21 protein-coding genes and 1 pseudogene are annotated in these 21,380 nt (G+C 39.2%); 13 read left to right on the forward strand and 9 right to left on the reverse strand.

Annotated elements, in window-relative coordinates; all coding sequences use genetic code 11:
* Positions 1 to 294 precede the first annotated feature (294 nt).
* The 4 genes and pseudogenes from ACODST_RS14130 to ACODST_RS14145 form a co-directional block, all read right to left on the reverse strand.
* Positions 295 to 678: pseudogene (locus ACODST_RS14130) on the reverse strand (type IX secretion system membrane protein PorP/SprF); the annotation flags it as partial.
* Positions 679 to 938: 260 nt separating this feature from the next.
* Positions 939 to 1,034, reverse strand: a complete 96-nt coding sequence (locus tag ACODST_RS14135) for a cold-shock protein (protein ID WP_488932762.1) — start codon at positions 1,032 to 1,034, stop codon at positions 939 to 941.
* 156 nt (positions 1,035 to 1,190) lie between these two features.
* Positions 1,191 to 1,748 carry a DUF6624 domain-containing protein gene (locus ACODST_RS14140; RefSeq protein WP_488932763.1) on the reverse strand — a complete coding sequence of 186 codons (558 nt, stop codon included), beginning with the start codon at positions 1,746 to 1,748 and terminating at the stop codon, positions 1,191 to 1,193.
* Positions 1,749 to 1,793: 45 nt separating this feature from the next.
* Positions 1,794 to 2,207 carry a winged helix-turn-helix transcriptional regulator gene (locus ACODST_RS14145; protein WP_488932764.1) on the reverse strand — a complete coding sequence of 138 codons (414 nt, stop codon included), beginning with the start codon at positions 2,205 to 2,207 and terminating at the stop codon, positions 1,794 to 1,796.
* A gap of 102 nt (positions 2,208 to 2,309) precedes the next feature.
* On the opposite strand from ACODST_RS14145, the gene ACODST_RS14150 reads away from it, so the two are divergent.
* The 13 genes from ACODST_RS14150 (at position 2,310) to ACODST_RS14210 (ending at position 15,490) form a co-directional block, all read left to right on the forward strand.
* Complete coding sequence (locus ACODST_RS14150; protein ID WP_488932765.1) at positions 2,310 to 3,077, forward strand: SDR family oxidoreductase; 768 nt, start codon at positions 2,310 to 2,312, stop codon at positions 3,075 to 3,077.
* A gap of 90 nt (positions 3,078 to 3,167) precedes the next feature.
* A complete protein-coding gene (locus ACODST_RS14155; RefSeq protein ID WP_488932766.1) occupies positions 3,168 to 3,785 on the forward strand; it encodes a TetR/AcrR family transcriptional regulator in 618 nt (205 codons plus the stop codon).
* Positions 3,786 to 3,841: 56 nt separating this feature from the next.
* Positions 3,842 to 5,173: a TolC family protein gene (locus tag ACODST_RS14160; protein ID WP_488932767.1), complete on the forward strand. Its 1,332-nt coding sequence runs from the start codon at positions 3,842 to 3,844 to the stop codon at positions 5,171 to 5,173.
* 11 nt (positions 5,174 to 5,184) lie between these two features.
* Positions 5,185 to 6,270, forward strand: a complete 1,086-nt coding sequence (locus ACODST_RS14165) for an efflux RND transporter periplasmic adaptor subunit (RefSeq protein ID WP_488932768.1) — start codon at positions 5,185 to 5,187, stop codon at positions 6,268 to 6,270.
* Between the two features lie 8 nt (positions 6,271 to 6,278).
* The gene (locus ACODST_RS14170) at positions 6,279 to 9,347 is read left to right on the forward strand and encodes an efflux RND transporter permease subunit (protein ID WP_488932769.1); all 3,069 of its coding nucleotides are present in this window, start codon (positions 6,279 to 6,281) and stop codon (positions 9,345 to 9,347) included.
* Between the two features lie 321 nt (positions 9,348 to 9,668).
* Entirely contained in the window at positions 9,669 to 10,070 is a 402-nt protein-coding gene (locus ACODST_RS14175) for a DinB family protein (protein WP_488932879.1), read from the forward strand.
* Positions 10,071 to 11,207: 1,137 nt separating this feature from the next.
* Positions 11,208 to 11,579, forward strand: a complete 372-nt coding sequence (locus ACODST_RS14180; RefSeq protein WP_488932770.1) for a nuclear transport factor 2 family protein — start codon at positions 11,208 to 11,210, stop codon at positions 11,577 to 11,579.
* 33 nt (positions 11,580 to 11,612) lie between these two features.
* A complete protein-coding gene (locus ACODST_RS14185; protein WP_488932771.1) occupies positions 11,613 to 12,203 on the forward strand; it encodes a TetR/AcrR family transcriptional regulator in 591 nt (196 codons plus the stop codon).
* Positions 12,204 to 12,293: 90 nt separating this feature from the next.
* Positions 12,294 to 13,031, forward strand: coding sequence for an SDR family oxidoreductase (locus ACODST_RS14190; RefSeq protein WP_488932772.1), 738 nt, complete (start codon positions 12,294 to 12,296; stop codon positions 13,029 to 13,031).
* Positions 13,032 to 13,058: 27 nt separating this feature from the next.
* The gene (locus ACODST_RS14195) at positions 13,059 to 13,823 is read left to right on the forward strand and encodes an SDR family oxidoreductase (RefSeq protein WP_488932773.1); all 765 of its coding nucleotides are present in this window, start codon (positions 13,059 to 13,061) and stop codon (positions 13,821 to 13,823) included.
* Positions 13,824 to 13,888: 65 nt separating this feature from the next.
* Positions 13,889 to 14,227 carry a DoxX family protein gene (locus ACODST_RS14200; RefSeq protein WP_488932880.1) on the forward strand — a complete coding sequence of 113 codons (339 nt, stop codon included), beginning with the start codon at positions 13,889 to 13,891 and terminating at the stop codon, positions 14,225 to 14,227.
* Positions 14,228 to 14,236: 9 nt separating this feature from the next.
* Positions 14,237 to 15,238, forward strand: coding sequence for an NADP-dependent oxidoreductase (locus tag ACODST_RS14205; protein ID WP_488932774.1), 1,002 nt, complete (start codon positions 14,237 to 14,239; stop codon positions 15,236 to 15,238).
* A 15-nt stretch (positions 15,239 to 15,253) separates the two neighbouring features.
* Complete coding sequence (locus ACODST_RS14210) at positions 15,254 to 15,490, forward strand: hypothetical protein (RefSeq protein ID WP_488932775.1); 237 nt, start codon at positions 15,254 to 15,256, stop codon at positions 15,488 to 15,490.
* A 231-nt stretch (positions 15,491 to 15,721) separates the two neighbouring features.
* Here the strand turns inward: ACODST_RS14210 and ACODST_RS14215 are convergent, their stop codons facing one another.
* The 5 genes from ACODST_RS14215 to ACODST_RS14235 form a co-directional block, all read right to left on the reverse strand.
* Positions 15,722 to 15,973, reverse strand: a complete 252-nt coding sequence (locus ACODST_RS14215; protein ID WP_488932776.1) for a DUF6965 family protein — start codon at positions 15,971 to 15,973, stop codon at positions 15,722 to 15,724.
* A gap of 604 nt (positions 15,974 to 16,577) precedes the next feature.
* Complete coding sequence (locus ACODST_RS14220) at positions 16,578 to 17,030, reverse strand: carboxymuconolactone decarboxylase family protein (RefSeq protein WP_488932777.1); 453 nt, start codon at positions 17,028 to 17,030, stop codon at positions 16,578 to 16,580.
* Between the two features lie 69 nt (positions 17,031 to 17,099).
* Positions 17,100 to 17,675, reverse strand: a complete 576-nt coding sequence (locus tag ACODST_RS14225) for a Crp/Fnr family transcriptional regulator (protein ID WP_488932778.1) — start codon at positions 17,673 to 17,675, stop codon at positions 17,100 to 17,102.
* A 37-nt stretch (positions 17,676 to 17,712) separates the two neighbouring features.
* Complete coding sequence (locus ACODST_RS14230; RefSeq protein ID WP_488932779.1) at positions 17,713 to 18,057, reverse strand: hypothetical protein; 345 nt, start codon at positions 18,055 to 18,057, stop codon at positions 17,713 to 17,715.
* A 310-nt stretch (positions 18,058 to 18,367) separates the two neighbouring features.
* Entirely contained in the window at positions 18,368 to 21,310 is a 2,943-nt protein-coding gene (locus ACODST_RS14235) for a type I restriction enzyme HsdR N-terminal domain-containing protein (RefSeq protein WP_488932780.1), read from the reverse strand.
* Positions 21,311 to 21,380: the final 70 nt, after the last annotated feature.

The raw sequence follows: 21,380 nt of genomic DNA on the forward strand, positions 1-21,380 counted from the left end.
TGATTAGTTAAATATCTCAATGTCATATAAAATTAATATGGAAACTTATTTTTCTCTATTTGATGTGAGGTTAGATTGATTTTCAATAGATTGTTATTTTGCGGATCATTGTAAGTTATGCAGTTTATCTGCCTTGGGTGCTGCAGAAGCAGATAGTCAATTTTTACGCGGATAGATAATCAAAGAGGATTAAAAAAAGCAGTCTGCGGCATTATTGCGCTGACTGCTTTTATCCAAGAATTTCAGCTGATCAGATTTAATAAAATCTGTACAGTTTAAAAGAGAGAAAAAGTCTTATCTAAAGCCTTTTTCTTCATACCCTCTGCCAAATCTGTAATTGAGTATAAGACCGTGGGTATTGATATTGTTGTATGCTTTTAAAGCGTGGCTGTAATTATACAATAATTTAAAATGATTTCCCAGGTGAAATCCGGCCAGAAAATTGATGGTTTGGCTGGTGCGGTATCCTGCCCCAAATCCCACCTTATTTATGTAGTTCACGATAACATTGAGATCGGCCTGAAACGGTGCCCCGCTGACATATCTAAGCAGAATGCCGGGATTTACCATAACTTCTTCAAGCTGAGAGGTTAAAAAAGGGTAGCCGAAATAACTGTAATAAGGATTTTTAAAATTGATATTTCTTTCCTTTGATAAGGAGTTTCCTAAAATGTTAGGCGCTGAAAGCCCCTATTAAAGACGGTCTCTATTGTAGAGGATGCCAACTCCCAAAGTTGGGACAAAAGCATTGATGTTGTTTTGGAATTCAGGGGCGTTCCCAATATTGAGGCTCAATAGGTCTTCGCTGTATTTAGTTCCTCCGGCACTCATCCCGAAAGACAGTATATTAGGATCGCAAGTCCCCCATATTCCCTGGCCGTACTAAGAATCAAAGAAAATTTTATACGAATAGGCAGCAAAAAAACTCGCCGCGGTTGTCAAGCATGAACAGAAATTTCGTTCCCGCGATCATTTGGCGTAATAAATCCAGAACCTTTTTCTTCATTGGAAAATTTTACTCTACCTTCCTGCATCTTTAAATGTTTGACTTGCTCAAATGCAGATTTTCAATAATGGGAAAGGCATATTGAGAATTTAATTATGATTTTATTAACTTTTGAGAATTATGAATTTGACTTTTCAAACCCCGGACTATAAATTGGATAGAAGGCTTGCGGCTCATTAAAAAATTATATCCATCCTGTTTTTCTGCGCCAGTGATAAAATTCTGTGCCGCTTTGGTGCAGATCAGGGCCTTCTGCCCCCGTGCCGCATTCGGTAATCAAAGAGGGATCATGGGCAGGTAGATTTAATTCTGCGCGAAGTCCGGCCATCTGCATTTTATCCTCAACCGGATATATGCCTCTCTGGTCAAATTGTGTTCCAAACCTCTGCGGTTTTCCTTCGAAATAAGATATACGATCATGGAGATAGGCAAGATTTTGGGCATTTACCTCATCTTTTATCTCCGAGAGAATTTTATAGCACTGCCTCATGAAGACAGGTCTGCCGATAGCATGCTGGATGATGAGCCATGCGGCCTGGGAAGCTTTTTTTCCTGCCTTACTAAGTGTAGGGTATCCGTGCAGCTCTATAATCTCGTTGAGCCTTTGCGCATTTCTGTTATGAAGCCGCTCCATATCGGGATTATAACCCAAGGAGAGTTTTCCCTCCCTGAAAAGCCTTTCTCTTAATTCGAAATCGGCCTGCTGCATTTCTATGATTTCTTGAGCAATGTTTTTGTCCATAAGAGATATTTGCTTAAATATTCAAAATAAGGAGTTTAGGGGCACTTATTGATTTGATTCAAGTTCTTTAAAAGCATTTTTAATGAATCCTTCCTTATCGGCTTTCATCTGTGCCAGCATTTCTTTTCTTTTTTCGGGAATGTCGGTATACTTTTCCGCCCAAAGATTAATCTCAACAATTAAAGGGATTAAATCCATTCCCTTCTGTGTCAATTGATATAATACTTTTGCTTTACTGTCCGGATGCTCCAGTTTCTGAATAATTCCGTTTTCTTCGAGTGAAAGCAGCCTCGCGGCCAGAATATTAGTTGCTATCTTCTCATCAGATTTAGCCAACTCGCCATAGGTGCATTTTTTTTTAAGCATTAAATCCCTTACAATCAACAGTGACCACTTGTCACCAAAGGCTTCAAGTGAAAAACTTATCGGGCAGTCTGATCTCTTTTTCTGCGTTTTCATAAAATAAATTCAAAACCACTTGCATTTCACAAGTAAATATGTTTACATTTGCACTTGCATTTCGCAAGCAAATATAGAAATAATAAATTAAATAGAAAAATTATGGAATTAAAAGGTAAGACGGTTTTGATTACCGGCGGTTCTGCCGGAATCGGATTGGAGGCTGCAAAACGATTCATTGCAGAAGGCGCTAAAGTAATTATAACAGGCAGGGACCAGAAAAAGCTTGATCTGGCTAAAAAAATGTATCCATCGCTTACTGCAATCAAAAGCGATGCGTCAAACAAAGAAGAGGCCGAAGCATTATACAAACAAATCGATCAGCTAGGAGGGATCGACATCTTATATAACAATGCAGGAATTATGAACGGTTTAGATAATTTAGCAATAAGCAGCACGAAACATTTTGAAAAAGCGGCCGCAGAAATCAATACCAATTATTTAGCGGTTGTGCTTTTGAATAACCTATTTATGGAGATGCTTAAATCCAGAAAAGAGGCGGCCGTTATCAATACTTCATCAATCTTAAGTTATACGCCGTCTCTTCTAGTGCCGACCTATTCTGCTTCCAAAGCTGCGGTTCGTTTTTATACAGAGGCATTAAGAGAACATTTACTTGCTGTCAGAAGTAAGGTAAAGGTATTCGAGCTATTGCCGCCTCTTGTAAAAACAAACATGTCGGAAGGTATGGATGGAAAATCGATAACGCCTGATGTTCTGATAACGGGTTTGATTAAAGGATTGAAAAATGATAACTATACGATTCGTGTTGGAGATACAAAAGCGATTTATCTGCTGAATCGCTTTTTGCCAAAGGCGGCGCATAAATTAATAAATCCAAAGGGGGTAAGTATTAAACTGCAATCTTAATCTGTCTTAATTTGGTGGCGAATAAATAAAATGAACGCTGTTCATTTTATTTTATATATTTGTGTTCAATAAGTCTGGAATAGAATAAGTATGAGTATAGTTGATAGAAAAGTAAGAGAGAAAGAAGCTTTAAAAGCCCTTATATTAAAAGGTGCCAAAAAGCTTTTTGTTGAAAAAGGAATCGAACAGACCACCATTAGAAACATTGCTGAGGAAATCAACTACAGTGTAGGCACTGTGTATGTTTATTTTAAAGATAAAAACGATATTCTCCATGATCTTCATACAATAGGTTTTCAGGAATTATATAGTTATTTTATGGAGCTGTATACTATAGAAGATCCAAAGGAAAGATTAAAGAAAATGGGGTTTACCTATATCAAATTTGCCCTGGAAAATTCTGAGATGTACAATTTGATGTTTATTCTAAAAGCTCCAATAGAATTCCTGGAAGGCTCTGAGAATGCAGATTGGGACGAAGGCTGTACTGCATTTGGATTAGTAAAAAAAACTATTGAGGAATGTATTGACAAAGGATATTTTAAAGGTCATAGTGTAGAACCCCTGGCATTCATGGTTTGGAGTTTGGTACATGGTATGTGCTGTCTCGAAATTCATCAGAGAATAAAAAACGTAAATTTTACCAATCCGAATACTATTTTGCATGACGGATACAATGAATATTTAAAAATGATAGAAAAACTCTAAAAATTTTTTTGCCCAAAAAAATGAACAATGTTCAAATAATAAACAATGTACAATAAATGAAAATTAAACTGACTTTTGCAATACTCTGCCTAGGATATTTAGGGTATGCACAGAACAAGCTTGAAAGTTATATACAGACTGGCTTAAAAAATAATGAAGTGATAAAGCAGCACAATTTTGATATCAGCAAAAGCATGTATGCTTTAAAAGAAGCGAAATCCCTTTATTATCCAACGGTTTCCCTAAACGGAAGTTATACCAAAGCAGAAGGGGGAAGAACAATTGATATCCCCATTGGAGATATGCTCAATCCGGTTTACAGCACCTTAAACCAGATTACCAATTCAAGCGCTTTTCCCATGCTGGAAAATCAGTCGGTTCTGATTAATCCGGATAATTTTTATGATGCAAAAATTCATACCGCGATGCCGCTTCTGAATTTTGAAATTATTTACAATAAAAGAATCAAAACCCAGCAGACTTCGCTTCAAAAAATTGAACTTGAAATCTACCAGAGGGAGCTGGTTAAGGAAATCAAAATTGCCTATTACAAATATCTGCAGTCGGTCCAGGGAGTTAAGATTTATGAAGATGCTCTGGCTTTGGTAAAAGAAAATCAGAGAGTGAATTTGTCTTTATTCAAAAATGAAAAAATAAACCGGACTGCAGTTCTGCGAAGCGATAATGAGGTAATTAGGATACAAGCCAATTTAGAAACGGCAAGACAAACCAGTAATAATGCCCGATCGTATTTTAATTTTTTACTGAATCAAAAACTGGATACCGCTGTAGAAGTAGATGAAAATGAAGTGCCGCCAGTTGGATCTTTGGCAGAAAATACCCAGAATAGGGAAGAGCTCCAAAAGCTTACCCAGGCAAAGGAAATCAACGAAAATGTAAGCAGACTGACCAGCTCCTACTGGCTGCCAAAAGTAAATGGTTTTGCCGATTTCGGAATTCAGGATTTTGATTTTGAGGTAAACAAACAATCACGTTATTATTTTGCCGGAGTCGGTATGGAGTGGACTGTTTTTTCGGGCAATAAAAACAAATGGAAACTGAAACAGGTTGAAGAGGATCAGAAAAAAATAAGTTCGCAAACTGATAATGCAAAACAGCAGCTGCTGCTTCAGTTTCAGGTTTCACAGAACAATCTAAGATCGGCTTTAGAGCAGTTCTATGCCGATAAAAATCAAAAACAGTCCGCCAGAAAATACAATGACGACATCACCAAATTGTACAAGGAGGGTCAGGCGATATATATAGAACTGCTGGATGCGCAGAACCAATGGGTAAATGCGCAGCTTAACACCAATATTTCGCTTTATAACTCCTGGATTGCTTTTGCAGAATTAGAACGGGCCAACGCCACTTTTACTTTTAACTAAAAACAAAAATCATGAAATCAACCATTCACAAATATCTAAAAAAACAGGTTAAAGCCTCTCAAAAAGGTTTGGTTATACTGCTTGTTTTGCCGCTTTTTTTTGCCTGCAAAGAAGAAAAAAAGGAAAATTCGCCTTTTGAAAGCGCAGATGTCATTCCGATTAAAACAGCTCCGGTCGAATCTTTCGCTCTTAATAATACCATTAGCGCATCAGGATTGGTAACAACAGAAAACCAGGCCAATTACGGATTTAAAATCGGAGGGATCATCAATCGCATTTATGTGGAAGAAGGCCAGTTTTTTAAGAAAGGCCAGCTTTTGGCGTCATTAGACGAAACAGAGATCAACGCCGGATTGAACCAGACCGATTTAAACTTGAAAAAATACGAACGTGATTATAAACGTGCGAGCAATCTGTATAAAGACAGCGTTTATACATTGGAACAGCTTCAGAATACCAAAACGGGCCTTGACATTGCCAAAAGACAGAAAGATGCGGTTGCCTTTAATGCACGCTATTCTAAAATTTATGCGGCCGCGGATGGTTTTGTTTCAAAAAAAATAGCCAGCGAAGGCGAAGTTGTCAGTGCGGGATCTCCAATTCTGGCCATAAATGAAACCAGCCAGAACAATAATTATCTTCTGAAAGTCGGCTTGACCGACAAAGAATGGGCTGCGGTTAAAGTAGGACAGAAAGCTGTAGTGACACTTGACGGTTATCCTGATGAAAAATTCGATGCCTTTATTTTTAGAAAATCGCAGGCGGCAGATACAGCACTTGGTTCTTTTCAGGTAGAACTAAAACTTAATCTTCGAAAAAGCAGACCAGCAGTGGGAATGTTTGGGAAAGCTGAAATAAATGCAGAGCACTCGGAGGATTTTATCATCATTCCGTACAATTCGCTCATTGAGGCCGACGGAAACAAAGCGTTTGTTTTTATTGTGGAAAACAGCAAAGTAAAACGCCAGCCTGTGACGATCAATAAATTTGAAAACAATAAAGTGTATATCAAAGAAGGTCTTGCAAAAACAGACCAGATCGTGATCTCCAACAGTGCTTATCTCAACGAAGAATCAACCATCAAGATCATTAAATAATAAGTATCATGAAAATAACAAACTTTGCTGTCAAGAATTATCAGTTTACGCTGATAATATTTATGCTGGTTGCTGTAGTGGGGTATCTTACCTTATTTACAATGCCAAGAGCTGAAGATCCTGCAACGCATCCGCCTGATTATCTAATTACGGTAATTTATCCCGGCACAAGTCCGAAGGACATGGAGGAACAGGTGGTAAAACCCATCGAGAACAAAATTTACGGACTCGAAAACATCGAAAAAATCTTAACCACGGTAGAAGACGGTGTTGCCGCTTTTCAGGTAAAATTTAAATACGGTGTTGATGTTGACAATAAATATCAGGAGATTTCTACGGAAATCAATGCACTTAAAAGCAGCGAACTTCCAAAAGATATTTATCAGATAAAAACTGAAAAAATTGCATCATCAGATGTAAAAATCCTTCAGGTGGCTTTGGTTTCAGAAAATGCGTCGGACAAGAAACTTCGCGATGAGGCCGATAAACTTAAATCTAAAATTGAAAAAATAACCAATCTTAAAGATGTAAAATATGCCGGGATTCCCGAGCAGGAAATCCGCATTGACTTACAGATGGAAAAGCTGGCACAGCTAAAAATACCGTTAAACGTTGTTATGGGAAGCCTCCAGAGTGAAGCTGCCGATATTCCTGGAGGAAGCATTGACTTGGACAGCAAGGTATTTAATGTGAAAACCAGCGGTAAATTCAAAAATGCCGATGACGTAGCCAATACAGTTATCTACAACGCCAACGGGAAAATAGTCTACATTAAAGACGTGGCCCAGGTAGGCTATAAGTCGCAGGTTGTCGATCACATAACCCGCATCAACGGGCATCGCTGTGTGCTGGTGACAGCCGGTATGAAAGAGAATGTAAACATTACCGATGTGCAGAAAGAATTCCAGCCGATTATAGACGTGTTTTCCAAAGAATTGCCTCCAAACATCAAACTTGTAAAAAACTTTGACCAAGCCAATATGGTATCACAGCGTCTGGGACATTTAGGTTTTGATTTTACCCTGGCGATTGTCCTGGTAATTGTTACGCTGCTTCCATTAGGTTTTAGGGCATCGGGAATTGTGATGATTTCCATTCCATTGTCTCTTGCATTAGGATTGATTACAATGAATGCTTTCGGCTTTTCTTTAAATCAGTTAAGCATCGTTGGTCTTGTTGTGGCTTTAGGACTGCTGGTAGATGACAGTATTGTGGTGGTCGAAAATATAGAACGCTGGCTCAGGGAAGGACATTCTAAAATGGATGCAGTGCTTAAAGGGACCAAGCAGATCGGAATTGCGGTAGTAGGATGTACCGCAACACTTGTCATTGCATTCTTGCCGCTTGCTTTTCTGCCGGATGTTGCAGGTGAATTTATGAGGAGCCTGCCAATGGCTGTTATTACCAGCGTTCTGGCGTCAATGCTCGTGGCTTTGACACTGGTGCCATTCTTGGGGAGCCGCTTTCTAAAAACACACGACCATGCAGAGGGTAATATTTTTCTTCAGTATCTGCAGAAGTTCCTAAGCAGGTCCTATCGTAATATTATGCCAAAAGCATTAAAATATCCGAGAACCACTGTTGCCATTTCTATATTTTTAAGCATTACTGCTTTTGGACTGTTTAAAGTAACCGGTTTTAAATTATTCCCAACCTCAGAAAAGCCGATGTTTCTGATCAATATAAAACTGCCGCTTCAGGCCAATATTTCAGAAAGTGACCGTGTTGCCAAAATTGTGGAAGCAGAGCTGAAAAATCATAAAGAGATAGTGTATTACACTTCGAATGTGGGCAAAGGAAATCCGCAGATTTATTACAATGTGCACCCGCAGGACAGAAAACCTGATTTTGCGCAGATTTTTGTCCAGCTTGACGATGAAGCCAAACCGGCACAGAAAACAGCTTTGATTGAAGAGCTGCGAAATAAATTTAAAACGATGCCTTACGCAAAGGTGGAGGTAAAAGATTTTGAACAGGGGACACCAATAGAAGCCAATATTGTTGTAAGATTATTTGGTGAAGACCAGGAAGTTCTGCGTAAGCTTTCTTCACAGGTAGAAACTATCCTGAGAAACCAGGAAGGAACGATGTACATCAACAACGAACTCAATACGTATAAAACTGATGTTAAAGTTAAAATCAACAAAGAGAAAGCCAGAACACTCGGTGTGCTGACCAGTGAAGTCGATAAGGTAATCCGTCTTTCGGTAGCAGGATTAACTGTCGGCGATTACATAGACGACAGGGGAGATGCCAGAAATGTAACACTTACACTGCCAAGAGATAAATTTTCAAATCTTGATGCTCTGAAAAACCTGTATGTCAATAACCTTCAGGGAACGCCGGTCGCGCTGAATCAGATTGCCGAAATTTCGTTTGAAACTTCTCCAACGGCAATCAATCATTTTAATAAGTCCCGCTTTTCAAAAGTAACGGCTTTGTCTGCAAAAGGATATTATGCCAATGATTTATTGACCCACATTGTTCCAAAACTGGATCAGCTGAAAATGCCAAAGGGGTATTACTATAAACTATCAGGTGAAAAAGAATCTGAAGGCGATGCTCTTGGAGGCAATTTTCTGGCGGTAATTATTTTAAGCACCTTTTTGTTTGTTGCTGTTTTATTGCTTCAGTTTAAAACTTTTAAAGGAATCATTATCGTACTCTCTATTATACCATTGGGAATTTTAGGAGGCGTACTTCTGCTGCTTCTGAACGGCATACCGATGTCTATGGTGGCCATTATCGGTTTTATAGGTCTTTCGGGAATACAGGTCAAGAATTCGCTCCTGCTGGTAGATTTTACCAACCAGCTGCGACAGGAAGGAAAGTCGATTGACGAGGCAATCGCTATTGCAGGAGAAACCCGTTTTCTGCCGGTAGTACTGACATCCATTACTGCAATCTGCGGTTTGATTCCTATTGCGCTGAACTCAAATCCTTTGATTGCGCCATTGGCCATTGTATTGATCGGCGGATTGATCAGCTCGACAATATTATCGAGAATTGTAACTCCAGTAATGTACAAATTGATTCCGCCCTCATTAGAAATTAATGCTGATAGCAAAGAAGTCTAAACATCTATTGATCAAATAGACCACACAGGAAAAGTTGCATAGTCGAAAAACTTCTAGACACTAAAAAACTATGTTTCTGTGTGGTTTAAAAAAACAACCATTTAGTTAGATCCAAACGGGTCATATGACTCTTATATAAATAATCAGCTTAAAAATTCAAATATCAGCTCCAAGGCATTGTGGCATTTGTACTGTCAGAAGATCTAACAATCATACAGGCTGTTTTTTCTTCAGCTAACAATATGAAGCTTTCAACGGGACAGGCCAAACTTTATCTCTTTTCATTAAAAATAAATAGTTATCAGAGAATATCTGAAATTACTGGAAGAGCAAAGGGTAATTCTACTGAAAATTACAGAGCGGCTTACAACAGAGCAGTACAACCTTATCCCCTCTGGATTCAACAACAATATTATTTGGAATTTGGCGCATTCACTTGTCATTACAGATGGTATTTTATACAGAAATACGCCATTTAAAATTCCCCGGTACGAATTTGACATTGAGAAGTTCAAGATAGGAACAAAGCCTGATATGGCTGTTAGCGATGGTATCATCGCACAGATCAGGCAATCAATGTTGGATACTGCCGGATCAGTGAGCAAATTAATATCTCAGGGCGGTCTAGATTACCCTCCGGTAAGCGACGAATCGTTACGCTTAATGCTGTTTCATGAGGATATGCATTCCAGAAAAATCAAACAGCTTTTAGGGTTTGTTTGAAGATGGCCTGATATAAATCTGTTTGCTAACTGAGAATAGCTATTGTGACCAATGAAATGTTTATGGACTCATTTGCAGAATTAACAGGTGATGAGATGTGGAAATAAAGAAGAGATTTTATCAAGGAGAATTTTATCGATAAAAACAAGCTCGGCATATTCTCAGGAGAAGGCTTTTACAAGTATCCAAATCCGGAATAAAAGGATGAAGACTTCCTGAAATAAAAAACTATCCTGCCAAGATGCTCCATGAAAAGAAAACAGCAAGCTGTGCCAGCCCAGCTTGGCGAGCTGTTTTTTATGGGGTACTGCTTTAAATGCCGGCTAAATCCAAGACGAAAATGAATGTTATCCATTACAGTGTCGAACACGAAGAAATTGCCGGAAAATTGATAGAAGTAGTTAAAGCAAAAATTTAAAAAAACATTTTCAAAAGAAACCTTTATTCTGATAGAATCTGATAAAGCAGACTTTCAAAATACTGTATCAATCCTCTGCCATTTTTTCAAAGGCCATAAATTAGATGTAGAGCATTACGTTTACAGCTATAATTTTTCAGGCTATTAAATCTGATGTGAATCGAATGTTTTCAAATTTGTTAAGGGTAAGACATGACCTGCCTGCAGGCAAAGCAAGAAATTGGCTTTAGAAAAAAGCCTGCGAATTTGGGAGAGGAGCAGCCTACAGCGGGTTGGCGGTCAGAACTGCACCCGCTGTTTTAATTAAGATATTTACATATCTCAAATTTTATGTAAAAAAGTCCACTAAGTTATCCATTATCGTTTTATAACTTCTTTTTATATGGATATGAAATTTACTAAAGGAGGGCAAATAGCCATAAATCGAATCGAAAATATTCACAGTGATAAATTACTATATCCGGATCTATTTTGGGGCTCAATGTATAACCAGATTAGAGGAGCCCTATGGGTACATATAGAACCTAAATACTGGGGAAATTTATTTTACTTATTTTTTGTTCTTTGAAGAACTGGTTTCTGCGTTTCTGCCATAAAACTTAAGCTGGTGAAATGGCTGGAATTAAAATATACTAAAAAGTATATTTTATTTGGTTTTAAAATATACTTTTTAGTATATTTGTACCCGATAATTTTTAAGGAAATTAAAAAATAGGACAATGACAAATAAAGAATTGGTATTGACAGCGATCACAGCAGTGTTTTGTCAAAGAGATTTATCTGCATTAGATAAATATTTTGACCCTAATTATATACAGCATAATCCGGCTTTGCCTAACGGAACAGAAATATTGAAACAAATTATTCCTGCTTTACCTGAAGATTTTAAGTACGAAGTTGGAACAATAACTGAAAATGAAGACACTGTGATGATTCATGGGCGATTTTCCAACTGGAATGGAAAAAATTATATCGCTGTTGATATTTTTAAAGTTAAGCAGGGAAAATTGGCGGAACATTGGGATGTACTGCAGGAAGAAGTAGAGGCGGAGAAAACAGTAACAGGAAACACTATGTTTCCTATTTCTTGATATCTTGCTCAACTAAATTAAGACAATAGTACTATGACAACTAAAGCAGAAAGAACAAAACAATTTATTCTAGAGGCAGCAGCACCGCTCTACAACGAGAAGGGTATTTCTGGTGTGAGCATTGATGATGTACTGGAAGCTACCAAATTAACAAAAGGATGTATTTATGGGCATTTTCAAGGTAAAGATGATCTTTCTGAACAGGTGATTGAGTATTCCTTGAACAATCTGACTGAAAAAATTACCGCAGCTGTCTTTAAGGAAACTACCGCAAAAGGAAAAATCAATGCATTCATGGATTTTTATAAAAATCCCATCAATACTTATATAGACGGTGGCTGTCCTCTATTCAACACAGCAGTGGAAGCAGATGACAACTTTCCTGTTATCAAACAAAAGGTAGCGGCAAGGTTCCTGGCAGGCCAGAAGGCACTAAGTGAAGTCCTTCAGCAGGGCATTGAAAGCGGTGAGTTTTCATCCCAGCTGAATCCTGCAAGATTTGCATTTAAGATGGTTGCTGCAATTGAAGGGGGTATCATAATTTGTCGTACTATAGATTCTGCCCAGCCAATGTATGAATTGGTAAATGACTTAAAAGAGGAACTTGAAAATTACAGTTTGTAATTTTTTTAATCAGAAATATACTAAAAAGTATATTTTAACAAAAGCGCAGGAGATTAATATAAAACAAAATAAATTTTAAAATAACGTAAAATGAAAACAACAGGAAATACAATATTTATCAGTGGCGGAAGTGCCGGAATAGGTTTAGCAATCGCTAAAAAATTACATGCCCAGGGCAATAAAATAATTATCAACGGGCGAAATGAAGAGCGTCTGCAGAAAGCACTTTCCCAATTAGACGGTGCAGCTGCTATAATTGGGGATTTTGCAAGTGAATCTGACAGAATCAAGATTGCTGATGAACTCAAAAATAAATATTCAGATGTAAATGTCATTGTAAACAATGCGGGTGCTGCTTTTGGCTATCTTTTAAGTGAAGAAGCCAATGCCCTTGAGAAAGCGCAGATTGAAATGAATGTGAATTATTTTGCCATCATCCATTTTAACGAACTGATGATTGCTCATTTACTGCAGAAAGAAGAATCTGCGATAGTAAATATTTCTTCGCTTGCAGTTTACGGAAGCCATAAATTCCTGCCGACTTACGGTGCTACAAAAGCGGCATTGCACAGCTATACCGCAGCTCTGAGATACACTTATGAAGAGCAGAAAAACCTTCAGATTTATGAAGTATATCCTCCACTTACCAATACCGAATTCTCATCTTACATCGGAGGTGAGAACGGAATCCCGCCAAGCGAAGTTGCCGACGAATTATTTATTGGTTTAAAAGAGAACCAGTTTGATATTCCGGTGGGGGAAACAAAGATTTATGCCGCTGCCATTGCCGATGCGATGTCTAAAATTGCATCTCAGGCAGACCACTAATTAACTTTTATTATAAAAACTATTGTTATGGATATTCAGGGCAAAACAGTACTAATCACCGGCGGTGCATCAGGAATAGGATTCGAGGCCGCCAAACAGTTCTTGAAAGATGGCGCGAAGGTGATTATTACCGGCAGAAATCAGGATAAACTGGATGCTGCCAAAAAACAGTTTCCAGAGCTTATCGCCCTTAAAAGCGATGTTTCCAAAGCAGAAGATGCCAATGCGCTTTTTGAGAAGGTTTCTGGACTTGGAGGAATCGATATTCTTTTTAATAATGCCGGTGTCGGCGTTGCTCCGATAAATCTTGGTGTTGCCAATGACAAGCATTTAGGCGGTGCGGTTTATGAAATGGATGTCAATTATTTTGGCGTCATCCGCCTGAACAATCTTTTTATGGATATGCTTCAATCACGCAGGGAAGCAGCTATCATAAACACTACCTCTATATTGAGCATTGTGCCTTCGGTATTAGAAGCAACCTATTCGGCTTCAAAAGCGGCTTTGGCATTTTACACCAAATCTTTACGATCCCATTTGCAGGCTATCCAAAGTTCGGTAAAGGTTTTTGAATTATTACCGCCCTTGGTGGATACAGATATGGTGGCAGACCGCCCGGATAAGAAAATCAGTCCTGAAAAATTAGTCAACGGATTGATTAAAGGTCTGCATAGCGATACGTATACCATTCGGGTCGGAGATACAAAAGCACTTTACTTCCTGAACCGTTTGATGCCTGATACTGCCTATAAAATGGTCAACAAAGAACAGCATTACAATCATCTGAAATAGAAGCATTAACCTAATGTGTAACTTTATGAAAAAAAAACAGCATAATTTACTGGATAACAACCTTACTGGCAATGCTTACAGGAGCCGCTTCCGGTTACTTTTATTTTACCAATCCAACGATGCTGGAAGCATTTCAACATCTTGGTTTTCCGGATCATTTCAGGATTGAACTTGGAGTGTTCAAGATATTGGGATCTTTTGCGATTCTGATTCCTGGTGTTGCTTCAAGAATTAAAGAGTGGGCCTACTTTGGTTTCGGAATCACGTTCCTCTCCGGCACTTATGCCCATTTTGTGATTGATGGTTTCAGCAAGAGCCTTTTTCCGCTCATACCATTCGTATTTTTGGTAATTTCTTATCTGTACTATCATAAACTAAACAATAACAGGTCAAAAAACATTTAAACATAGACTATGAAAGCATTTGTAATTAATAAATACGGCAAGAAGGAAAAGCTTCAGCTTTCCGATGCGGTTAAACCAACAATTAAAGATACCGATATACTGGTTGAAATACATGCCGCCGCTCTTAATCTGCTCGATTCTAAAATAAAGAACGGAGAATTCAAATTATTACTGCCCTACAAAATGCCCCTTGTTTTAGGTCATGATCTGGCTGGCGTGGTTGTTGAAACAGGCAGAAAAGTCACGAAATTTAAAGCCGGGGACCAGGTTTATGCCCGTCCGGCAGATTTCAGGATTGGAACTTTCGCAGAGTTAATAGCGTTTGACCAGGCAGATGCCGCTTTAAAACCCAAAAACATTTCTATGGAACAAGCGGCCTCTATTCCTCTGGTTGGATTAACAGTCTGGCAGGCATTCTTTGAAAAAGCCCATTTGAAAAAAGGTCAGAAAGTTTTCATTCAGGCAGGTTCTGGCGGTGTAGGTACGTTCGCTATCCAGTTGGCAAAACACTTGGGATTGAAAGTAGCTACCACCGCCAGCAGCAAAAATTCTGAATTGGTTAAATATTTAGGGGCGGATGTTGTTATTGATTATAAAACACAGCATTTTGAAAACATCCTAAAAGATTATGATTATGTCCTGAACAGCCAGGATGAAAAAACACTTCAAAAATCGATTACCATTCTTAAATCAGGCGGACAGCTGGTCTCTATTTCCGGTCCTCCAACACCGCAGTCAGCTAAAGAACTGGGCTTGTCATGGGTGATGAAGTTTGTATTCTGGATGATAAGCAGTAAAGTCCGCAAAAAAGCGAAGCAGCACAATGTTGATTATTCATTTCTTTTTATGAAGGCCAATGGCGCGCAGCTTGAAGAAATCACCAGATTGATTGAATTGGGAATTATCAAACCAATTGTAGATAAGGTTTATCCATTTGAACAGACACAAGAGGCTCTGGAATACGTAGAGAGCGGCAGGGCCAAAGGCAAAGTGGTGGTGCGGATCAAATAACCTCTTATTGGAGAGTTGTGCATTATTACTGCAAGCCATATTTTAAATCAATCCAACAATTTTACTTATAAAGGCATTACCAATAAAGAATTAGTACTAGAGGCTGTAACAGCGGTATTCAGTAACAGAAATATGGATGCAGTCGGCGGGTATTTCAGCGATGATCATATTCAGCACAATACGGCAGTGCCCAATGGAACACAGGGATGTGCTGCAGGAATAAGTTCCGGCAGAGAAAACCCTCAGCGGTAATGCCATGTTTCCCATTGTGTAGTCTATAATTTAAAAATGGCTGCTTAAGACTTTTTTTCGAAGCGTTTTTTTTCTGCTCATTGTATGGGCTCAAGAAAATTCTATGGGTATGGGAAAAACAGAAAAAGAGTTTATAGAGGCCCTTTTCTGGATTTTGCGGCAAAAGAGGCAGTCCGGCTGTTTTCTGCCGGGCTCTCTGGTTTGCCTTACCGGCGTGCGGCTGTTTTGGCTTTAATCTGCAGTCTGCTCTCCCGGGGGCAGATCTTCGCTCTTGGCCTGCCCGTTTTTCTTTACCAGCAGGTAGAAATCCTTCAGGTGCCACCACGCGGGGCATCTCTCCAGAGGTCCGTTGAAGTTCCTGATGGTGGAATAGCAGCTTTTAAGGAAGACCTGCGAATCGGTGATCTTCGCCCAGGGCTTCCAGTCCACCCTTTGAGGCGGAGGAAAGGCTTCAAAGTATTTTTTTATCTCTTCTGGGGTCATGGGGCAAATTTAAGCTAAAATCCCTTTTCTGTCAAGCTCACCATGGAGAGGCATCAGATTTTGGAGGTGTTTTCCGGCTCTTTTTTCAAGGGTCCTGACACGCAGGGAAAAGGCTGGCTGTTTATTTATTTATTTATTTATTCATTCATTGAAGTGTTTATATGATATTCCTTTTTAGGTTTGGTTTTGAGGCTTGGTTTTGAGGCTTGGTTTTTTTGGGGAGCTTTTTTTTGATGCGATTGAGTGTCATGGAATTGAAGCTTGAGTTTTGAGATTTAGTTTTTAGTTTTAATTTTTTGGGGAGCTTTTCCCGCTATTCACTTCAATCTTCTGCGCCCAGCCTCGGCGCAGAAGGATTTCCGCTGCACACGAGCAAAGTGAACCGGCGAAGCAATCGGGGCTGGGGAGATGGGTTAGATGATTTTGCGGAAGAGAGGGGAGAGAGTCGCTATGGAATGTCCTTTGGAAATAGTGATTGGTCTGCTGTCTCGCAATATTAAATAGGGTTTCTCCGTAAAAGGTAAGCCCGAAACAGATCGGGCTCATTATCATAATTCTAAATTTTGTGTGTGCAGCTTGTTTCAGCCGGCTCTTTTTGCAGTGTTTATGCAAGGCTCTCTCCAATAGGCAGGCGGGTGCTCAGCACGACCCTGTTCCAAAGGTTTATCGCAATTACGGCAGCTATGATATCTGCAATCTCGGATTCGCTGAAAAACCCAAGGGCATCTGCATAGGCCTTATCCGAGAGCCCATTCTGATGGATCATTGTTATTTCTTCGGTTATCCCCAGCACTGCTTTTTCCTCCTGGGTAAAAATTTCCCCGGCTTCCCTCCAGGCACCAACAAGAAAAATGCGCTGGCTGGCCTCGCCGTTTTTAAGCGCGTCCTGGGTATGGATGTTGATGCAGTATGCACAGCCGTTGAGCTGCGAGGCGCGGATTTTTATCAGTTCTTTTACCGTCTTGGATAGCGGCGAGGATGCAAGATAGGTTTCCAGTCCTATCATCGCTTTTAGCGCATTTGGCGCAGCCTGTTTAAAGTTAAGTCGTTTTTGCATGGCAATTATCGTTTTAAAATTGTTCCCTGCAAAATTGGGCAATAAGGAAATGAAAAAACTTAAACTGGTTTAAGAAAGAAGCCTGCGGCGGATCTCGCTCAGATACTCGGGGGTGAATCCCAGATAGGAGGCGATCAGGTACTGCGGGACGCGCTGTATGAATTCAGGGTGGTTGCGCGCTGCCTGGTAATAAAATTCTTCTTTGGAGAACGAGAAAAGGAACTGTATGCGCTTCTGGGCCGCGGCATAGGCGCGCTGGTAGACAAAACGGAAATAGCGCTCCATCACCGGAAACTCCTCCAGGAGCTTCTGCTGCTTCTCTGATGTGATGTAAAGGATTGTCGATTTTTCGACTGCCTGGATATAGAATTCGGTAGGAAGCTGGTTTTCATAGGCATAGTTGTCGGTGAGCCACCAGGTTTCTATGGCAAATTCAGTGGTCTGCTCGGTGCCTTTCTCATTTATGTAGAATTTTCGAAGCAGGCCCTGAAGCACAAAATAATGATGCCGGCAGATTTCTCCCTCTTCCAATAGGTTTTCTTTCTTGCCAACTTGTCTGGTGTCGAAGAATTTTATGATCTGGCCGAATTCATCATCAGTGAGCTGTGCGAACTTGGCGATATGGTTTTGCAATATATCTGACATTGTTTTTTGTGATATTATTTACAGATTCAAAATTTTTTCAGCCGTTTATTTTTTCCTTATGGCAGCGCGAGAGCCATTTTTCCATCCTCTGGAGCAGCTGGATTTCTTGAGGGTTGCCTGTGGGGTCTGCAAGCCCTGTCAGGATTCTTGAGTAATGGAATTTTTTGTCCTCAAAGAGGCAGGTGAACCTGGGCTGTTCGTTATGGGAAACCAGCCAGCTCCCTGTGTTATCTTTTTTTATTTCAAACTTCTTCATATCTCGTGCGCCGCGGATGCCGTATTGGGCGTTGGCTCTAATGTGAAAGGCAAAATTAGGGGTTTTATTTTTAATGGCGCAGCCTTCATGATAAGCTGGACAGGCTGGAGCGGGCAGTAACGTCAATTGTATTGCGTGTTTTAGTTTTGATTTTTATTTTTATTTATTTTATTTTTTTTGGAGCTGTTCCCGCTATCCGCTCCAATCTTTTGCGCCGAACCCCGGCGCAAAAGGATTTACGCTGCTATCGGGGCTAGGGAAGTTGAAACCTGTTTTTTAGTGGCATATAAGACGTTGTTTATATTCAAATAAGAACTAACTCCAGAAGTAGCTTTGTTTATTTTGCTTTAGCCGATTTAATTGGCAATGTCTTGAAATGCAGATGGTAAATAATTTGTTCCTTATGTTATTGGTTCTGAATTTTTATACCAAAAATTTAATTCTCATGCATTTTTAGTAAATCGTCGATGTCACTTTCAAGCATTTTGTATAACCAGCTTCTTATAATGCAATTTTCCTCTAGTTTTGAAGCGCTTATTCCTTCGAACACTTGGACGTTATATCGATACGAGTCGTTGACCTTCAGTATCACTTCCATTGAAAAATGCCTTATGCTTATAATGCCTTCTTCTATAAATGCATTTTTTTCCGCCTCTAAATCATCGAAATAAATAGCAAAAGTACCCGTCTGGGAATGGCGGTAACCAACACCACCCCACTGCAGGATGTCACCGTTTTTCAGGTAAATAATGTACTCGTGCGGCATGGTATTATAGAATTCAAAAGAATCTTTTAAAGTTGGGAAGTTGTATTCGACAAATTCTTTGTAACAGTATTCCAAATGCCTGAAAAAGCTTGTTGTATATTCTTTGGCCTGACTTTCACTGAACTGGACCGTCCGCATGCGGTTTGAATTCTGCAGTCTGTTATTTTGGTACATTTCTTTTGTTTCCTTTATAGAAATATCGGCTAGTGGCAGATAGTGCTCGTCAATCTGCAAATATCCTTTTGCCAATAGCATATCCACTATTTTTGACAATCCCTCGAATGGCGGAACCTGCCCCTTTGTTGTAAATTCAGGAATCGGAAGATTTTCCCTTATAATTTTCTCAGTAATCTGTGCTAGTTCCTCAATTGTAACCTTTTCGTATTTATAATGCTCCCTGATTTTAAATAGATTTATTCTACCTTTTAAATCCAAAAGGTCAATCGGGTAAATTTGCTGATATCGCGGCATGTAATAATCGTCAATTTTGCAGCTGTAGTTTAGTTTTTCATTGTAGTGATATACTATTGCTGCTAGTTGCTCCAATAGAAGGACATCAGGAGTAAACGTGTCGATGATCTCCTTACCAATTATTTCTCTGAGCTGGCTAAAAATAGACTGCTTTACGATCTTATCATGGTCTTCTGCCAATAGGGAGATATTGCTTGTTCTGTAGGATTTTGCACCTGTTTGTAAAAATGGGTTGCTATTATATGGAGCATCGAACGGATTCCGGAGATCAAGATATATCACGTTGGGATTTTGCTTTTCAGCTAATGGAAATAAAGCGTAGCCATCGCCGTTAATGAGATCTTCGGACAGGATAATACCGATTTGGCCTGCTGTATGTGGCTCGAATTTTTCTTTGAAAGTGGAAAAGTTTTCATCCAGATAAGAATTGTAGGCAGAAAGGTATGAAAGACACTTGTCTTTTTTAAATGTAATCAGTGTACTTTTATGGGATTGAGATGCATTTTCGAGGTAGAAGTCCAAGGCGCTTTTACCAATATGATTTTGATAAAAATAGGTGAGGAGATCATAAAACTCTGTATTGCTTTTTTTATCCAATTTATGAATCAGGAAACAGATAATATAATCACGGATTTTCGAATAATAGAACGAGACATTGTAGAATTCCTCTTTGTTGGATCTGATTAGGATGTTTCTGGTGAAAAGATCTTCGGGTATTTTCTGGTCCAGAGAATAGTTTAATCTTTCAACGATATGGTTCACATCGATACCGTCATTTTTATGAATTTCCGTATGAGAGTATATATAATTCATCAATAGGTTTGCTATGGCGGAAAGTGTTCTTGTTCCAGCCTCAGTGCCTATCTCAGTTTCTTCAAGGGTTTGTTTCAAGTATTTTGCTATAAGTTCCCTGTCGCTGACTTTCTGCGGAATCTGTTTTCCAGTGTAGACTTCGCAGAATATTTTTAAAAAGAACCCGTTCTTTAGTTCAGGAAGGAGTTCATCCGAAATTTCACCTTTGAAACCGAATTCTTTCTGATAGAGGGGAAGAATTGAGGTTAATTCCTCATCGGAGAATTCAGTTAAGTGATACCCCGGGTTTTCCAAGCTGCTGTTATAATTGTGGAAGCGGTCTATCTCGTCATATAACTGCGTAGGCTTATTTTTGATTTTCAGAACTGAGTTCCAGATATTCGATTTACAGCTGACAATAATCTTTATTTTATCAGCATTTTTTGCAATTAGAGCCATTTCGCTTAATTCCTGTGCTATGTTAGGATTGGTGCTCTCATCAACAGCATCGATGAATATGAGAACGGTCTTATCGGCATAACGGCCCAATTCGTCAAGTTTTTTCAGCGCAACATCTTTTTCGGTCTTGGTAGAAAAAGTAATGTTGAGATCCTGAGCAATGCATTCGCAGGGAGATGTGATGACAGCGCAATTGTAGAAGAATACGAAGGAGTCTTCCAGTTTCTGTAGGGCCAGGGAGCACATCGTATTAGTTTTGCCTACCCCCGCATCGCCCACCAGACCAAAGACAGAATCACCGGAAGCCGTAAAGGCTTCGAATGAGTCTGTCAGCGCTTTTCGCTGAACATATAATTTTTGTATAAATTTCGCATAGCGACTGTCAGAATTGCCAATGATCATGCCCATACGGTCATTAACATTTGATTCGCAGAAGATCTTCAGGTTTTCAGGAGACATTGCAATGAAGTTCTTAAGAGCCTCATATCTAAGCTTTAATTCTTCATCTGTAGACAAGGTATATCCATTTCTATAAAAGGCAGATTTTTCTGAAATGGTTCCCGATAATTCTTCTTTTGTTATGGAGTCAAATATTTTAGTCGAAATCCCGTTTGAAACTATGGTAAAAGGGGCTATTTCATCAAGCAGTCTTGCATAGGAAATTCCCTGATCCCTATCTGCATCTGTAAGCTGCTTCGAGTCAGCTTTTACTTCAATGACAAAAAGATTCCTTCCATGTCCTTTTACTAGCATATCAGACCTGCCTGTTGCATGCTTGTTTCTTCCCAGACGTATGGTAAAGGAATCTTCAAAAGATATTTCTGAAGAATCGATTCCTAAATCTTTCAAATAGGGCAATAGGATTTTGCCGGTAATGTCAAATTCGCTCATAAGTACTTATATCTGGTTAATTCTCTGTCAATTAGATAGGCTGCTTTCAGCTAACAAAGTTTAAGAATTA

Source organism: Flavobacterium sp. FG19 (assembly GCF_057809475.1).

Excerpts from the sequence above, each read along its gene's own strand:
- ACODST_RS14135 (WP_488932762.1), bottom strand. The coding sequence starts at position 1,034 with ATGCAGGAAGGTAGAGTAAAATTTTCCAATGAAGAAAAAGGTTCTGGA.
- ACODST_RS14140 (WP_488932763.1), bottom strand. The coding sequence starts at position 1,748 with ATGGACAAAAACATTGCTCAAGAAATCATAGAAATGCAGCAGGCCGAT.
- ACODST_RS14145 (WP_488932764.1), bottom strand. The coding sequence starts at position 2,207 with ATGAAAACGCAGAAAAAGAGATCAGACTGCCCGATAAGTTTTTCACTT.
- ACODST_RS14150 (WP_488932765.1), top strand. The coding sequence starts at position 2,310 with ATGGAATTAAAAGGTAAGACGGTTTTGATTACCGGCGGTTCTGCCGGA.
- ACODST_RS14155 (WP_488932766.1), top strand. The coding sequence starts at position 3,168 with ATGAGTATAGTTGATAGAAAAGTAAGAGAGAAAGAAGCTTTAAAAGCC.
- ACODST_RS14160 (WP_488932767.1), top strand. The coding sequence starts at position 3,842 with ATGAAAATTAAACTGACTTTTGCAATACTCTGCCTAGGATATTTAGGG.
- ACODST_RS14165 (WP_488932768.1), top strand. The coding sequence starts at position 5,185 with ATGAAATCAACCATTCACAAATATCTAAAAAAACAGGTTAAAGCCTCT.
- ACODST_RS14170 (WP_488932769.1), top strand. The coding sequence starts at position 6,279 with ATGAAAATAACAAACTTTGCTGTCAAGAATTATCAGTTTACGCTGATA.
- ACODST_RS14180 (WP_488932770.1), top strand. The coding sequence starts at position 11,208 with ATGACAAATAAAGAATTGGTATTGACAGCGATCACAGCAGTGTTTTGT.
- ACODST_RS14185 (WP_488932771.1), top strand. The coding sequence starts at position 11,613 with ATGACAACTAAAGCAGAAAGAACAAAACAATTTATTCTAGAGGCAGCA.
- ACODST_RS14190 (WP_488932772.1), top strand. The coding sequence starts at position 12,294 with ATGAAAACAACAGGAAATACAATATTTATCAGTGGCGGAAGTGCCGGA.
- ACODST_RS14195 (WP_488932773.1), top strand. The coding sequence starts at position 13,059 with ATGGATATTCAGGGCAAAACAGTACTAATCACCGGCGGTGCATCAGGA.
- ACODST_RS14205 (WP_488932774.1), top strand. The coding sequence starts at position 14,237 with ATGAAAGCATTTGTAATTAATAAATACGGCAAGAAGGAAAAGCTTCAG.
- ACODST_RS14215 (WP_488932776.1), bottom strand. The coding sequence starts at position 15,973 with ATGACCCCAGAAGAGATAAAAAAATACTTTGAAGCCTTTCCTCCGCCT.
- ACODST_RS14220 (WP_488932777.1), bottom strand. The coding sequence starts at position 17,030 with ATGCAAAAACGACTTAACTTTAAACAGGCTGCGCCAAATGCGCTAAAA.
- ACODST_RS14225 (WP_488932778.1), bottom strand. The coding sequence starts at position 17,675 with ATGTCAGATATATTGCAAAACCATATCGCCAAGTTCGCACAGCTCACT.
- ACODST_RS14235 (WP_488932780.1), bottom strand. The coding sequence starts at position 21,310 with ATGAGCGAATTTGACATTACCGGCAAAATCCTATTGCCCTATTTGAAA.